The organism is Streptomyces sp. NPDC003016 (assembly GCF_053591455.1).
Window position 1 is genome coordinate 17,504 of the sequence record NZ_JBSFTV010000012.1, and the last position, 15,481, is coordinate 32,984.

Below are 15,481 nucleotides of genomic sequence, written 5' to 3' on the forward strand. Positions count from 1 at the left end.
AGCCGTGCTCACCAAGGTTGCGGAAAATTGCGGAGGCTCACTCCAGGGTGTCGATCGCGGCTCGGACGAGCGCACGGGCGCTGTCCCCGTACACGGCCATCTCCGCGGGCCGGCGAACGCCTTCACGTAGTCGGCCAGTTCCCGCGGCTGCGTCACGTTGATCTCTGCCGTCAGCGTCTCCACCACGGCCTGGACGTCGTCGTGGAGGCAGAACGCCTCCAGCGGCCACACGGTGCGCTGCACGGTGAACGGGATGCCCCCCAAGAGGACCGACGCCAGCGGCATTACGGCCAGGAGGTGGCGCAGCTGCCCCTTCATCGCGCCGGGAACCGATCCAACGGAGGGCTGCCCATAAGCCGCCGCGGTGTCCGCCCAGCTTGTGCGCGGCCGCGCGGATGAGCCCGGCGGCTGTCCCGGTGCGGCTGGCCAGCCACCGGGCGATGCCATGCCAAGCGGAACTCGCGCGTTCACCCCAGCGGTTGTGATCGGCACGGATAGTTTGCTCTTATGACTTCGCTTTGGGCACGCCTCCCGAATCCGCACACGCTGGCGCAGTTCGCCGGGCGTGCCGGAATCAGCGAAGGCCGCGCTCGTGCTCTCTACGCGGCCGGGCAACTGCCGGATCCCGACTCGGCCGACGTCGACCAGTGCCCGCTGTGGTCCGAGACCACGATCGATGTGTGGTGCCGCACCACCGACCGTCCCGCGCAGGAGAAAGCCCTGTGGATCTTCCATGTGCCGGAGGTCTCCGATCCGGTGCCGGAGTTGTTCCACGGCCTGGTCGAGTACCGGGATGCCTGGGACCGGGCCCGCCACATCCACGCGATTGTGTGGGATACCCGTTATGGGCACATCGTGTACGTCCACCCGGTGGTCAGCGACAGCCTCGAGGAGTGCGGAGTCGCCGAACGGGACCTCGCCCGCGCCGCCCTGCCACTTGTCCAGCCGGTGTTCTGGGCGGACGCTTTGGTATGCACTTTCTCCGCCGTGCATCTGCCCTACCCGGGCGTCGGGGAAGCGCAGTACCGCTCCTGCGAATTCGATGTATTTCGCATCACTGTCCGCGAGCCCTCCCCGGGACGGCGGCCCCGATCGCGCCTCTTCGGCTCCGCGCCCGACCCGATGCCCGCAGCCGGGCCCGCCGCCGACATCGAACATGGCGGTGTCGTCCTGGCGCCGGCCATCGCCCGTGTGACCGGCCACCCGGTGCCCTTGTGGGTGCAGGGCACCTGCACTGCGGAGAACGTCCGCCGGGCGCGCGCCCCTCAGGGCCCCATCACGGTCCCGGACACGTCCAGCGCCTGGCCCGCGGCCAGGCATCTTCTGGAAGCCGCCGTGGCATGGAAGATGCCGGACACCTACCCCGCCGCCTTCGCCGCACTGGCGTCCGACACCGCAGGCACCCTTCGCGGCGTCCAGGACCAGCACAAAGCCCTGACCGACAGCGGAGAGGGCTGGAAGCTGGCCGCCCGCCCGGCCGCCCCGCAGATCCCGCTTCCACTGGAGCGGATTTTGGGAGCTACGGTCGAGGCACCGTTTCGGGACGCCGTCCAGGAACTCCACGAGCTTCACCGCCTCGAAGGCGATCTGCCCACCACGGCCGTCCACGGCGACGCCGTCGAACACGCTGTCCAGGCCCTTGCCTACACCGTCGCCGCGCGGCAGCCGAGCGCAGTTCCCGAGCGGATCTACGCCTACCACTGGCCTCATCAGGGTCCTGTCGGAGACCTCTTGATGGACCAGCTCACCCGCATCAAAGGCGCAGAGAACTTCATGGACGGCGGACGGGCCTGGGGTACCCGCCGTATCCACCGCCTGCTGGCCATGTGGGGCGAAGACCAGCTGACCGGCATCTATACCGACCACGCCGGCCGCTATGTGCTCACCCTCAAGCCCGACCAGGCCGGTAAACCCCCGCTCTTCCTGGCCGAATGGCCCACCGCCCTTCCCACCGGCTGGACCAAGGACACCGTCATCGCCGCCGACCACGCGGACGGAGCCGTCGGCGCCTTCGCCCTCACTCCTGTCCCCGACGGCCACACACGCGTCGAACCCGTCCCCTTCACCCCGCGCAGCGGACCGCCCTTCACCTACGGCGACACCGGCAGTTACCCCTGGGCCCTTTACACAGCCCTGGTACGCTGCGCCACCGGCAGCGATGGCACCGATCCCGGCTTCGACACCGAACAGCTCGAATTCCGGCGCGAGCACAGCAGCGAACTGCACAACCGCATCCGCGCCGCTAAAGATCAACTGCGTCTGCCCTGGCCCAGGGTGCAGGAATGGGCACGGAACGACCTCCCAGCTTGAACAGTCATGATGACAACGCCGCACTGTCCACGGATACGGGGATGCGCTGCGAGGTGGCCCCCGCGGTGCGGACACAGGGGTTCGTGCTTCGGAGTCAAGGCCTGTTGCGCCTGGTCCGTCACTGGCGCGGTGGGGGCGTACCCAGTCACGTGTACCCACCCAACCGATAACCGAGCTGCTCTGGCCGCACAGTGGTTCGTGATCACGAGTGGCGCGGGGAGGTGCGGGTTGTCACCGGCGGCGAAGTTTGGCCAGTTCGGCGTTGAACTGGGCGCCGGTGAGGAGGGCCAGGTTGGACAGCCACAGCCACACCAGGAAGACGATGATCCCGGCGAGTGATCCGTACAGGCGGTTGTAGGTGCCGATGTGTGAGGCGTAGAGGGCGAAGCTCGCGGAGGCGGCGAGCCACAGGGCCACGGCCAGAGCGTCTCCCAGAATCCTCTGCCGCACCCCGCGTGTCTCGGCCGGGCCCGAGCGGAACAGCACCAGGACCAGGATGGCGACCAGGCACAGCAGGAGGGGCCACTTCAGGGCGTTCCATGCGGTGCCTGCCGTGCTGTCCATGCCCACGAACCGGCCGAGGGTGCGGGCCGCTTCGCCGGTCAGGATGAGTACCAAGGCGCTGGAGACCAGCAGCGCCAGTAGTACGAGTGCGGTGAGCGCGAGCCGTGGTGCGGTCCTCCAGGCCGGGCGGAGGTCCTCGACGCCGTGCATGGCGTGCAGGGCTCTGCGGAAGACCCCCAGATAGCTGGAGGCGGACCACAACGCGCCGACCGTGCCGAAGACAGCCAGTAGCCAGGCAGCTGTGTGCTGGTCGGCCATGCTCTCCAGCGTGCTTTGCATGACGGGGCGTGACTCGGCCGGCACGACAGCGATCACGTTGCTGATGAGGTGGTCGGTGGCCGAGGCGCCGACGATTCCCAGCAGTGAGACCGTGACAAGGAGTGTCGGGAAGAGCGCGAGCACCGCGTAATAGGTGAGTGCGGCGGCGCAGTCGGTCACGTTGTCGTTCCAGACCGAGGCAGGGGTCCGGCGGAGGGCGGTGACGATGTGGTGCCAGCCGGGCAGGTTGCGCGCGTACGTCGCGGGCGGCGCCGGGTGCGTGGTTGCCTGGCCGGTGTGCATGGCGTGTGCGGGATGCGCTGCCCCGGAGCCGGGCAGCGGCGTGCAGCCGGCACCGCCCGGCTCCAGCGCAGGTGTCGGCGAGCTGTTCACCACGCGGTGCCTTCCCCTCGTGCCCGTATGCGTCCCGGCTTTTGGGCAGACTTCCCCGACGAGCCGTCCGTACGCCACCCTGGGCGGCACATCCTCTCACCGGCTCGCGATCTGCGTAGGTACCGGCGTACCCGCATGGATTCGTGCCGCAGAACCTGGCCGGCGTCCCGCCGGGCAGCCGGCCCCCTCACCCGTGCGTGCGGTCCTGCCGGGTGCAAGAGCTCGCACCGGGTGAGAGCTGCGGGCCGTGCCGGACACCTGCGGCACACACTGCGGCTGAGCAGCCCACCGCCGCTGGTGACGTCCGCGGCGGAACGGGCAGGGCAGTCGAGGCGGGACACCATTCCCTTATGCGCCGGAGGACTCGGCCACCGGCGCCCCGGCAAGGGACTCGATCCTGGAGTCGCTCAGTCCTGCGGCACGGGCACGCTCGACGATGGCAGGCTGCTCCTGCAACGAGTGGCGCAAAGCCAGCAGCTCCGATTGCGCCTCGGCTACCGGCGGCACGGAAGTAACCTTGGTGATCTCAGCGGATTCCTCAGCGGTCACCGGTACTTCAAGCCGCTCAACGCCTTCTTCGATCAGATCGGCGTCGGCGGAAGAAACGACGCGAAGCGTCGGGGGTTCGGCACCGTCGTGGGCCTGCAGCCACCCGTGGACCGCCGGCGTGTCCCACATGGCCAGCCCTGGCAGGCGCCGGGCGTCCACGCCAGGAGCAGCAAGATCGCTGGGCAGGCTGATGACCAAGAAAGCCGTACTGGACACCGAAGGTGTTCCTTCCAGGGGTGAGCAACGCTGATCGTTATGGCATTCACTTACGCGTTTGTTCGAACTTGCCCAGATATCCAGAGCTCGGCACTCGACGGTCCCTCCGCCGCCCCAACTGCGGTGCCACACTGTTCTGGTGGGATCATGCAAGTAACGTCGGCCGGCTGCAGATGCCGGCTGCAGCCCTCGCCCAGGGAACCATAGCGTCATCGTGGACACCCAGCGGACCACGTTCGTGAGCTGCGCCCTTGCAAGCCGGTCACTGTCATGACGAGGTCACGGCTGCTCAGCGCAACCGTAGGACCTTCGCCGACACCAACAGTCTCCTGCAAGCGGCCCGCGTCGGCTCTCCCGCGTCGTCGGCCAACCGTTGGGGCACCGGTGCGCCACCTGGCACCGCCGCGCACAGGCTTTGGGCGATGCCGTCCCGTTCATTGGGCGGAGGGATCCGCTCCTGGCGTTCACACGGTGAGGTGCCCATGGTTGTTCGGGGCCGATGACGAATCCGGGCCCAGCCCCGGAACCAGGACACAACCGACCCCGTCCTGATCTCCAGAGCGCGGGCAGGCAGCGCGCGGACAACGGACGGTGGACGGAGCGGAATGGAGCGGCGAACTCGATGCGGTGTCGGCACGGCATCGTGGGTGGCCATGGCCGCTTGTGCGGCTGCCGCCCTCGTCGGCGGCTTCGCCCCGAGAGGCGACATGGAGAGCACACCTGGTCCCGCAGCAGTCGAAATCACCGTGGCCCGCAGCGGCGAGGCATAACTGACAAAGAGTGGTGCAAAGAGGGTTCTCAGGGTCCGGAAACGGGCCGGACAAGCAGCCTGAACTGTGGAAATGCAAGCGTGCCGGGTGTGAGGCGTCGTAGGGGAACTGTAAGAGCCCGCGTAGAGCTCGACACCCCGCCCCGACCGGACTTGCCCACCGCTTCACCGGGCGAGCCCCTCCGGCCGGCGGGCCAGGCGGATGCCGGGCCCGCCGGGCGGGGTTGGCCGTGCCCGGCGGCAGCATCGGCTTCGAGGGGATGGGCACGCCCGGGCACCACCCCACCCTCACGGACACCACTGACAACCCCCGGGCCGAAGGCCGGCAGACGGGCGGGCGGGCGGGCTACGGTTCGGCGGTGAGGACGTGAAGGCGAACCAAAGAGGCCATGCCCGGCGAGTGCAGGCTCCACGCCTTCGTGCGTACCGCTTCCTGCGGAAACACCGGAATCCAGGCTCGATGCGCACTCGCTCCGTCGGCCGGGCGTGCGCAATCCTTCGGTGCCGCGGTTGCTCGACCGCAGACGCCCCGCACGAGCGCAGGGTCGCTGCCTGCCGTCGGCCGATCCTGTGCAGCTCCCCGGCCGGCGGCGGCCGCAGGAAGCCCGTTACCGCCATGGGTCATCGGCCAACCGCCTGGGTCTCGTCCGGGCCCGGCCGGGCGGAAGCGGTGGCAGCCAGGACCCGGTTCGGGCCGCCCCGACATGAACCTCCACGCCGAACCACACCCGCGCCCGCAACCAGATCGAAGCGGCCGGCTCCACCGGTGACCGCCTACGGACCGGTGCGGACGACGGCTTGGTCGCCGTGCGGGCCGAACATGTGCAGGATCTCCACGGCGTCCGTGCCTGCGGGGCCGAACCAGTGGGGTTCTGTGGTGTCGAACTCGGCCACCTCGCCCGGTCGGAGAGTGGCCTCCCGCTCCCCGAGGATGAGGCGGAGTTCGCCGGCGAGCACATACAGCCATTCGTAGCCGCGGTGGGTGACGAGCTTCGGTTCGCGGTGTGCGAGTACCTGCTTGAAAACCTGGACTCGGCCGGGATACTGCGTCAGCGGTACGAGGACACTCCCGCGTCCCTGGCTGCGGGGCTTGAGGTGAACACGCGGGTCACCGGTGGCTGGGGCCGCCACGAGCTGGTCCAGTGCGACGCGGTGGATCCGCGCGAGCGGGATGAGCAGGTCGAGGGTCGGGCGCCGTCGGCCGGATTCCAGACGCGACAGCGTGCTCACCGAGATCCCGGTGCCGTCCGCGAGCACCTCCAGGGTGAGCCCGCGGTCGCGGCGCAGTTCACGCAACCGCGGCCCGATGCCGTCGAGGATTTCCGAGAGTTCCACATCCATAGGAGCCATTTTGCAGTCTTCGCAAAGTCTCTGGGCCTCGACTCCCCGCAGAACGGAGCATGAGCAGGCAGATCATCCCGGCACAACCGAAGGGGAACTCCCGTGACCGCCACATCCCTGGCCGCCCCACCACTCGCGCTCAGTACGCGCCGGCGCTGGACGGTACTCACCGTCTGCGCCCTGAGCATGTTCCTGGTGGGTGTGGACACCACCATCGTCAACGTGGGTCTGCCCGAGATCGGGCGCGGTCTGGGCGTGGGCACCCGCGGTCTCGAATGGATCGTCGACGCCTATACCGTGGTCCTGGCCAGCCTCCTCATCGTGTCCGGCGCGCTCGCGGACCGCTTCGGACGGCGCCGGGTCTTCCAGTGCGGACTGGTTCTTTTCGGCATCGCCTCACTGGCCTGTGCGCTGGCTCCGTCGCCCGGCCTGCTCGTCGCGGCGCGGGCCGTCCAAGGGATCGGGGCCTCGATGCTGAGCCCCGTGGCCCTGGCCATCGTCGTGAACACGATGCCCGACCCACGGGAGCGGGCCCGGGCGATCGGCATCTGGGCGTCGGTCTTCGGGCTCAGCATGGCGGCAGGGCCGGTCATCGGCGGGGCGCTCATCGCCGCGTTCGGTTGGCGGTCGGTGTTCTGGATCAACGCACCGGTCGTCGTCGCCGCCCTTGTCCTGGTCGCCGTGTTCGTACCGGAGTCCCGAGCGGCGCGCGCCCGGCGGCTCGACCTGCCCGGCCAGGTGCTTCTCACCGCGGCCCTGTTCCTCTCCGTCGGTGTCCTCATCGAAGGGCCCCACATCGGCTGGGCCTCACCCACGGCGCTGATCGGTTACGCCCTGATCGCGGTCGCCGCCTCCGCGTTCGTCCGGGTCGAACTCCGCCGGCGGGAACCCTTGATGGACCTCGGGCTTTTCCGGCGGCCACCCTTCGTCACGGCGGTCTTGGGAGCGATGGCGGTGTTCGTCGCACTCAACGTGAGCCTGCTGCTCACCACGTTCTACCTCCAGCACGGACGCGGCTGGAGCCCGCTCGCCGCAGGCACGGCGACCCTGCCCATGGCGCTCGGGGCCATCCTGTGCGCGCCCTGGTCCGGCATCCTGGTGGGACGCCTGGGACCGCGACGTCCGCTCCTGCTCGCGGGTGGGTTCATCACCGCCGGCGGCCTGAGCTTGGTAAACCTCGGCCAGGACACGAACGTGCTGCTGCTCCTGCTCGCCTACCTGCTCATCGGGATCGGATTCGGATTCGCCAACGCACCTCTCACCAACACCGCAGTCGGCGGACTGCCTCCGTCCCGGGCCGGCGTAGCCGGAGCGATCACCTCGACCGCTCGCCAGATCGGCTCGGCGGTGGGCGTCGCCGTCGCCGGAGCCCTCGTCACGGGCGTCGGCCCCACCGGTCTCGCTCGTGCGTCCCACACGGGATGGCTGCTCGTGGGGGCTTGCGGACTGTTCCTGTTCGCCGCGGCGCACACCTCCCAGCCGACGACCACAGCCAAGGCGTAGACCTGGTGACGACCAGCGCCGGCAGAGCTCCCACAGGCTTGGCGGCGCGGCACGGAAGGAGGCGCCGGCCGGGCGGACGGGCTGCCGCGATGAAGACGGCCATGGCGACCGGGAAGGTCACCGCCAGTGTGATCAACATGGTACGAACCTGGGCCAAGCGCCCGATCGTCGAGCTCGCCGCGCGGCAGGAAAATCTGACTCCGTCGACGCCTACGCCACCGCCACCGCAGCACTCTCCGGCCGCACCAAGGGCACCCCGAAGCACCGCGACGGCTCGGTCGAGGCAATCCGCGGGCTGCGCGTGGTACGCGCCAGCGCCGTCAAGGCCCGCACCCAGACCATCAGCCGGATCAAGTCATTGATCATCACCGCGCCCGCTGCGGTACGCGAAGCACTGCGCTCGCCGACCACCACCGAGTTGGTCCGGCGCCGGCCGCCAGGCGTCCCTGGCCCATCGCAGCGTGCGCGGCGCCGACACCGCCGCAGCGACCGCGCTGGGAGCCGCCCAGGCCCAGCAGATCGCGCTGCCCGGCGAGAACGCCGTCGAGCAGATCGTGGCTGATCTGGCAGCTCAGATCCTCGCGCTGGACGACCGCCTCAAGCGGATCGACAAGCAGATCCGCGAGATTTTCCGCAGTCATCCGCAGGCCGAGATCATCGAGTCGCTGCCCGGCATGGGCCCGATACGCGGCGCCGAATTCATCGTCGCCGCGGGCGACCTGGCCACCTATGCCGATGCCGGCCATCTGACCTCGGCGGCCGGGCTGGTGCCCGTCCCGCGTGACTCCGGCCGTCGGACCGGCAATCTGCATCGCCCCAAGCGTTGCAGCCGCCGCCTGCGGCGGGTGTTCTACATGTCCGCGCAGACCAGCATCATCCGCGAGGGGCCGAACCGGGACTTCCACCTGAAGAAACGTGGCCAGGGCGGCAAACACCTCCAGGCCGTCATCGCCCTCGCCCGCCGTGGGGCCAGCGCCCTGTGGGCACTTCTGCGCGACAACCGACTCGCGCAGGATCGCGGCGAGCTCCTCCTGGTCGACGTCGGCGGCGGTGAGGCCGTCCTGGGTCTGCTGGAGGGCCAGGGGGACGATGCCGACCTGGGCGTGGACGCGTTCCAGGCGGGTGTGGCTCACCGGCGGGTGGTGAGCCAGGTGGTGACGGCGGCGGGTGGTGAGCCAGGTGGTGACGGCGGCGGCGCCGACGCCGGTCGCGCGGTGCAGAGCGGCGTCCAGCTCCATCCACGTACTGCCCTGCCCGGTCAGCTCCGAGGTGACCTCGCCGTCCTCGTCGACACGGGTCGCCTTGCAGTGCTCGATGTAGCCGGCCTTCTTGGTCTTCTTCGCCAGTACCGCCACATTCGGATATTCAGGCGCGCGGAACAGGGTTGCCGTTGACCGGGCCACGGCTGCCGCCGGGGATGGTGTCCCGCCGAGTGGTGTAGGCGGTCGAGAGGCGTGAACGCGGGTGCCTGTTCGGGACGTGCATCCGCTGCCGGTGTCCGGCCCGGGGGAAACGACTCGATCCGCGCTCATTGCGCATCTGTTGACGGCACAGCGGGACTGCGGGGCCGGGTACACCACAAAAGGTGTAAAAGGTGAAAAAATGCGGCAACCCTAGACGCTGCTCCCCTCTTCCTCTTTCCCCGCGGTTACGCCAACGGAAGGCTTGCCAATGAAACTCAGCTACGAGCAAGTGCAACACCTTCTCGACCATAGGCCTGAGAAGACCACGACATACCGGGTGGCAGCAGACGTGCTGCCCAGAATCGCCCATGCATCGACGCCGCACCTCCGGCCGATGGACGAGGCAGAGACGACGGAGCTGGCCGCCTACCTCGATATCTCTTGGGACGCACTCGAAGGGCCGTTCCACGTCGCCGATCTTTACTGCTCGCACTGCAATCGACACATCACCTTCCTGGACTTCGTAAAGACCGCGATCGAGCGGGAGCAGCATCAGCTGAGTGAGCTCCGCGACGTGCTGATCGGCCGCAGCGGCGGATGTCTCACTATCACCGGGAGCGATGGTGGCCGACCGGTGGACTGCGCGAACTGCGGCCGAGAGGTGCTGAAACGGTCCGGCCACACCTATACGGGGAACCACTACGGGTACGCCTGAACGGTTCGCTCGGGAGCCCGCTCGGCGAGCACCGCACGCCCTGACCACGCAGGGCGGAGAGGCGACGTGACCGTGCCGTCTGGCGCGTCACCTCACCTGCCGCAGTAGCCGGAAGTCCGGGCAACCCGGGCGGGGCGTCCAGGGCGTGGCGAGGGAAGTCGGTGGCCCTCCGATCGTGTCCCCTCGAGTGAGGTAGTCACTGGCCGAGCTGATTCAGCTCCGACCGTGGAGGAAGCCGACGGTCGTCCTCGTTCCGGCCAACACCTGTACCGATGTTCCCCAAGGCCGGAATCCAAGAGGGCACCTGAAGGCCGATCAGGCCGCACCAGTCCGGTCAGTGCTGCCCGATAAGCCGCCACCGCTGAACCGACCGGACGCTGACCCGTAACTCCTTGGCGACGTCCGTGCCGCCCCGCCCGTCGGCGAACATACCGGCCGCTTGGCATCCGGACCCGCCCACGGAACACTTGCCTCTCCGCGGTCAGACCCCACCCTGCGGATACCTCATACTTCCGGCACACCGCAACGATCACCAACCGTCAGCCCCTATGGCAACCCGCCTTCAAGCTCGGTAACGAGTGGCGGTGCGGACGGGTCCGCCCGCTTTCGTTGGCAAGGGAAAACTTGCACTCGCCGACCGGCCCCGGCTTTCCGTGAGCGTCCCGTCGTGCGGCGGGTTATCCGGAGGCGTCGCCCGATTCGCGCAGAAGGCCCATCGCCTGGTCCACGAGGTCCGACAGGGGGGCGGTCCCGCCGCCTGCGGTCCAAGCGTCGGTGGCCGCGTCCAGGCAGGAGATCGCGGCCGCCGCGAGCGCGTTGGCCCGCATGTCGACAGCGGGATCCGGTCCGCCGAGCCGGCGGGAGATCTCCGGTGCCAGCATGCTCTGCCAGCCCTGCGTCTTCTCCCAGTGCCGCGTCATCAACGCGCAGGCATCGCTGAGCAGCCGGATCATGTCCATCGGGGGGCCGGGCTCCCCGGCTCGGGGCTCGGCGATCACGTCGAAAGCGCGGCGCAACGCTTCCCAGGGCTCTTCCTTGGCAGGGCGGGCCGCGAGGGCGTCGGCGACCTGACGGCCGAACTCGCTCACCCTGCCGAGCACGAGTTCCTCCTTGCTGCCGAAGTACCGGAAGAACGTGGTGCGCGACAGGCCGGCCGCGGCGGCGATCTGTTCCACGGTCGTGTTCTCGAATCCTCGCTCGGCGAAGAACCGGAAGGCGACATCGCTGACCTCGGCGCGCATCGCGGCACGCGTCCGCTCGCGCAGCGAGGAACGCCCTGACGGTGCGGTGCCGGGGGTGGATGAAGTCATTCCTGGGTCAGCCATACCAAAAGTGTACACAGACCCTAAGTGGAACTCAGTACCACCTTGGGATACCGTTGCAAACATTGACTCCATCCCACACCAGGAGTTTCGACCGCACCGCCGCCAGCCTGATCCACACAGCAGCGAGCAGCCGTACTCCCACCACCAACCCGCCCGGACCGAATCCGGGCGGCCACACCCAGCAGAAGGCGGAACAGCGATGGCGACTCTGGGAATCACTCGGACCACGGGCTACCGCCGGCACCGTGGAACAGGCCGCCGACGCCGGACAGACAACGCTTCTCAGCATCCCGCTCACCGCGTACTCCCACCTGCCCGCCTCGCTGCTGCGGGAGCGGGTCGTGGTGGACACCGGCAACTACTACCCCTACCGCGACGGCCGGATCGTCGAACTCGACTCCGAAGAGATGACCACGACCGAACTCGCCCAGCGGTGGCTGCCCGGCGCACTGCTGGTGAAAGCCTTCAACAACATCCTCGCCCACCACATCCCCCAGCTGGCCCGGCCCGCCGGGGCCTCGGACCGCACCGCCCTGCCCATCGCCGGCAACGATCCCGCCGCGAAGGCGCACGCAGCGCAGCTGATCGGCCAACTCGGCTTCGACGCCCTCGACACCGGAACCCTCAACGAAAGCTGGCGCTTCGAGCCCGAGTCCGGTGCCTACACCCGGATCTACCTCGCTGACCCCAACACCCCCGCAGAGAACATGCTGCAGGCCCCCGCAGCACCACTGCCGGCCGACGCACTGCGCGCCGCGCTGAAGACGACGGAGCGGGTGAAGGTGGCCGCACGCACCTTCTAATGGCCCCGCGCCCACACACCGAAGCGGTCCGAAACCGCACATGTCAGTTGTGCCCGTCGAAGGTGCGGCCGCAGGGTGGCGGGACGCAGGACACGCCTGATGAGACGCTGTTCGCGGCCATCATTTATGTGCTGGTCAGCGGGCGCACCTGGCGGGCGTTGCCACCCTGTTTCGAGATATCGAAGTCGACGGCCCACCGACGCTTCCTGATCTGGTCGAGGGCCGGTGTGTGGGGGCCGGCTGCACGAGGAGATCCTGCACCGCCTGGACGACGCCGGCCTGCTCGACCTCTCCCGAGCCGTCCTGGATTCCTCCCACGTCCGGGCCAAAAGGGGGCGAACTCACCGGTCCGGGCCCCGTGGACCGGCGCAAGCCGGGTTCCAAGACGCACGTCCTGCCGGACGCGAACGGACTGCCGATGGTCACCGGTCACCAAACGAGACACGACGCCCAGCGCGACCGGCACTTCAAACCCAAGCGCCGGCACGCCGACAAAGCCTACGACATCCCCGACCTGCGGAAACGGCTACAAGGCAAACGCATCGGCGTCCGCATCGCCCGCAAAAGCATCGAGTCCAGCGAACGCCTGGGCCGCCTGGGCACGGAAAGCCGGGCCGTACTCTCCCGCTGGGCCGCGTCACCCACGGCAACGGCATGATGCAGCGCTACGTCGCTGAAGACCACTGGCTACCGGGACGCAGACGGCTGGACGTCAGGCGGGTGGTGAGGCGTGGATCTGGTCGGCGATGTGCCCGGCCTGGCTGACCGCGTTGCGGAGGTGGTCGGCGAAGGGGACGCGGATGTGGGGCCGCGTGCTTCACCGCACCGTGTCCTCCACTGCCCTGCCCGGGCGGCGGCAGGAGGCCGTCCGGCCCCTCAGTGTCCCGGGCCCTCCACGGACACCGCGAAGAAGTCGACGACTGCCTCCAGACCGCTGGACCGGGCACGTACGGCACGCTGCCGGTCGGCCCCGGTGCCCTGGACCGAGGCGTTGTCGAGCCAGTCGCGGACGAAAGTGCGCTCCCGCGCGTCGGTGTGCCAGGGCGCGGTCACTTCCCGCAGTTCGGCCAGTCTCCGTGCCGCCGGCAGAACACTTCCGACGGCGCTCGGTGCCAGGTCGAGCAGCTCTCCCCGCAGTCCTCCACGGGCGGCCTGCCAGCATCCGGCGGCCAGCAGCGCCTGGCAGGTCCGGGGAGCCTCCCGCCCGCGCCGCACATCCGCCAGGGCCTTCCGCACGAGCGCCCGTACCAGCAGGGCGAACGCGACCGTGTCCGCGACGGTGGGCATCACGTCGGCCACCCGTACCTCAACGGTGGGTACATGCCGCGAGGGCCGCACGTACCAGTAGAGCATCGCCGGATCGAGCGCCGCCCCGCTCGCCACCAGCGAGGACACCAACGCCTCGTAGTGCGCCGCCGACTCCAGGTATGGAGGGGGCCCGGCGGTGGGCCACCGCCCCCACACCATGGACCGCCAAGACGCGTACCCGGTGTCGCTGCCGTGCCAGAACGGCGAGTTGGCGCTGACCGCCAGCAGGGCCGGCAGCCACGGCCGCAGGTGGTTGACCACCCGTACGGCCTCCTCCCTCTGTGTCACTCCGACGTGTACGTGGCAGGAGCAGACCGCCTGTTCCCTTGTAAGGGACCCGAACTGCCGCTCGATCGCGTGATAGCGCGGTTTGTCGAGGATCGGCGGCGGCCCCGCCTCGCCGAGCGGCGCGGTGCCCGTCGCGAGGAGGAGGCATCCCCGGCGGGCCGCCTCTCGGGCCGCACCCTGCCGCAGTCGCGTCACCTCATGCGTCAGTTCACGGCCGTCCATGCAGACCGCGCTGACCGTCTCCACCATTGTCAGCGAGATCTCCGCCTCAACGTGGTCAGCCCCCAGCCTCTCCCTGCCCGCCCTGACCACCGGGCCGCCCCTGCCGGCCGGGCAGCGGCTCACCTGGTCGACGAGCAGGAACTCCTCCTCCACGCCCAGTGTTGATCCGTCTTCCAGGGGGTCGCTTCGATCGGACGTTCCGCGCGACACCGGCGCGACCCCTGTCCCCTCTTCGCCTACCTCAGTCACCACGCCCACCCCGTCCGGCTCGGCCCCCTCACTCACGCCTTTAGGCATGAGCCGTACCGTCGGTACGAGGGATTCGTGATCTGTTGATGGGAAACTCAATCGATTCAGGCAGACGCGCAGCATCACCGCAGGTCGAGGCGTCGTGCAGCGGAAATCCAAGAGTTTCCCATTAATATCAGGCCTGAATGGACATCTGTCCGAATGACTTTCGCCCCAAACAGGGAACCGCGCCCAACTTTCGGCCGCCGCCTTCCCCGCAACTTCCGACAGAGGAGGGACGGGAGAAAGCCCATGATGCCCGGCACAACATCGCGATCCTCTGTCCCCCCGCCCAGCGCCGGCCACGCCGCATCCTGTAGCAACGCCCACGTTCAGTCTCTACAGTCACCGCATGGCCACCGAAGACGAGCACCCATGGCACCCCGACATCGCCACGATGCTCACCGACCAGACGAGCGCGTGCAAGCCAGCACGCGAGGCCATCGCCGCCGGCGCCGAGGTAAAGGTCTGGGACAGGGAGGCGCCCCAGTGGATGGTCGCCGGCATCGCCGCAACGAGGTTGAAACGGTCGTTGAAGCGCGGCCTGCAAGAGATCATCGGCCTCGACGAGACCGTTGAGATCCTCGCACGGCACAGCGGCGAGCAACTGCGTACCGGGACCATCGACGCACCGGACCGGCTCTGGTTCTTCACTCTGCACTTCGACGCCACCGGGACCGAGCTCTTGGCATGCAGTGGTGTCAAACGCTCTCGGAGGCCCAGCACGAAGGACTCGTTCGAGCCCTGAGCTGATCCGCATCCGCCCTCTGCCCGACCGCAGCCGCCACTACCTGCAGAACCTCAGCTTCGAGAAGCAGGTCGTGGAGGCAGGCATGCCGAAGAAATCTCAACTGCGGTCAGGTGGTACGGGACAAGCCTTAGCCGTTCACAACCCCAGCTGGCCGCATGGCCCTCGGTCTTCGGCAGAGCTGGACGCTCATGGCTTTGGAGAGGTGATCCACACGGTCGGCTCAGGCCACGACCAGAGAACCGGAAGCAGTTGTCCAGGAAGGAGGGAAGTCCGGCAGTTGCACCTGAATGTGCAGGCTGTGGCTGACGAGGCACAGACACGGATCGTCTGTGGCAAGGGTTGAACACCCGGACAACAGGAAGACCTCGTGCCTGTGCCGCCTGAAGCAAGCCCCGCGGCCTGTCGAGAGAGCTCATGGCTCCCGATTCGGATAGCAATGCCTCGCTTCAGCACCCATTGGATCATTCCATCCGGT

The 15,481-nt window shown here is 68.7% G+C and carries 10 protein-coding genes and 4 pseudogenes; 7 read left to right on the forward strand and 7 right to left on the reverse strand.

All coding sequences use genetic code 11. The annotated features are described in order from the left end of the window. Positions 1-37: 37 nt before the first annotated feature. A pseudogene (locus ACWDZ4_RS12575) lies at positions 38-327 on the reverse strand (Scr1 family TA system antitoxin-like transcriptional regulator); the annotation flags it as partial. Positions 328-507: 180 nt separating this feature from the next. Between ACWDZ4_RS12575 and ACWDZ4_RS12580 the strand changes: the two are divergent. Beyond that, the gene (locus ACWDZ4_RS12580) at positions 508-2,310 is read left to right on the forward strand and encodes a hypothetical protein (protein WP_451508379.1); all 1,803 of its coding nucleotides are present in this window, start codon (positions 508-510) and stop codon (positions 2,308-2,310) included. Between the two features lie 231 nt (positions 2,311-2,541). On the opposite strand, the gene ACWDZ4_RS12585 is transcribed toward ACWDZ4_RS12580, so the two are convergent. From ACWDZ4_RS12585 to ACWDZ4_RS12595, 3 genes are all read right to left on the reverse strand, one after another. Then, positions 2,542-3,528 (reverse strand): YihY/virulence factor BrkB family protein, encoded by a 987-nt coding sequence (locus ACWDZ4_RS12585; protein ID WP_451508380.1) that lies wholly within the window; start codon positions 3,526-3,528, stop codon positions 2,542-2,544. Positions 3,529-3,873: 345 nt separating this feature from the next. Further along, positions 3,874-4,290 carry a DUF6003 family protein gene (locus tag ACWDZ4_RS12590; RefSeq protein ID WP_451508381.1) on the reverse strand — a complete coding sequence of 139 codons (417 nt, stop codon included), beginning with the start codon at positions 4,288-4,290 and terminating at the stop codon, positions 3,874-3,876. 1,543 nt (positions 4,291-5,833) lie between these two features. Next, positions 5,834-6,400, reverse strand: a complete 567-nt coding sequence (locus ACWDZ4_RS12595) for a helix-turn-helix domain-containing protein (protein ID WP_451508382.1) — start codon at positions 6,398-6,400, stop codon at positions 5,834-5,836. Between the two features lie 102 nt (positions 6,401-6,502). Between ACWDZ4_RS12595 and ACWDZ4_RS12600 the strand changes: the two genes are divergently transcribed. The 3 genes and pseudogenes from ACWDZ4_RS12600 (at position 6,503) to ACWDZ4_RS12610 (ending at position 10,021) form a co-directional block, all read left to right on the forward strand. Then, positions 6,503-7,903 (forward strand): MFS transporter, encoded by a 1,401-nt coding sequence (locus ACWDZ4_RS12600; RefSeq protein WP_451508383.1) that lies wholly within the window; start codon positions 6,503-6,505, stop codon positions 7,901-7,903. A 446-nt stretch (positions 7,904-8,349) separates the two neighbouring features. Next, positions 8,350-8,910: pseudogene (locus ACWDZ4_RS12605) on the forward strand (transposase); the annotation flags it as partial. Positions 8,911-9,574: 664 nt separating this feature from the next. Further along, positions 9,575-10,021, forward strand: coding sequence for a hypothetical protein (locus tag ACWDZ4_RS12610; RefSeq protein ID WP_451508384.1), 447 nt, complete (start codon positions 9,575-9,577; stop codon positions 10,019-10,021). Positions 10,022-10,373: 352 nt separating this feature from the next. Here the strand turns inward: ACWDZ4_RS12610 and ACWDZ4_RS12615 are convergent. Next, positions 10,374-10,529: pseudogene (locus tag ACWDZ4_RS12615) on the reverse strand (helix-turn-helix domain-containing protein); the annotation flags it as partial. A 169-nt stretch (positions 10,530-10,698) separates the two neighbouring features. Beyond that, positions 10,699-11,346 carry a TetR family transcriptional regulator gene (locus tag ACWDZ4_RS12620; RefSeq protein WP_451508385.1) on the reverse strand — a complete coding sequence of 216 codons (648 nt, stop codon included), beginning with the start codon at positions 11,344-11,346 and terminating at the stop codon, positions 10,699-10,701. Positions 11,347-11,591: 245 nt separating this feature from the next. Between ACWDZ4_RS12620 and ACWDZ4_RS12625 the strand changes: the two genes are divergently transcribed. Both ACWDZ4_RS12625 and ACWDZ4_RS12630 read left to right on the forward strand, forming a co-directional pair. Continuing rightward, positions 11,592-12,149, forward strand: coding sequence for an NADPH-dependent F420 reductase (locus tag ACWDZ4_RS12625; protein WP_451508386.1), 558 nt, complete (start codon positions 11,592-11,594; stop codon positions 12,147-12,149). Positions 12,150-12,202: 53 nt separating this feature from the next. Further along, a pseudogene (locus ACWDZ4_RS12630) lies at positions 12,203-12,744 on the forward strand (transposase); the annotation flags it as partial. 281 nt (positions 12,745-13,025) lie between these two features. On the opposite strand, the gene ACWDZ4_RS12635 reads toward ACWDZ4_RS12630, so the two are convergent. Then, a complete protein-coding gene (locus tag ACWDZ4_RS12635; protein ID WP_451508387.1) occupies positions 13,026-14,120 on the reverse strand; it encodes a carboxylate-amine ligase in 1,095 nt (364 codons plus the stop codon). A gap of 487 nt (positions 14,121-14,607) precedes the next feature. On the opposite strand from ACWDZ4_RS12635, the gene ACWDZ4_RS12640 reads away from it, so the two are divergent. Further along, positions 14,608-15,003 carry a hypothetical protein gene (locus ACWDZ4_RS12640; protein ID WP_451508388.1) on the forward strand — a complete coding sequence of 132 codons (396 nt, stop codon included), beginning with the start codon at positions 14,608-14,610 and terminating at the stop codon, positions 15,001-15,003. Positions 15,004-15,481 lie beyond the last annotated feature (478 nt).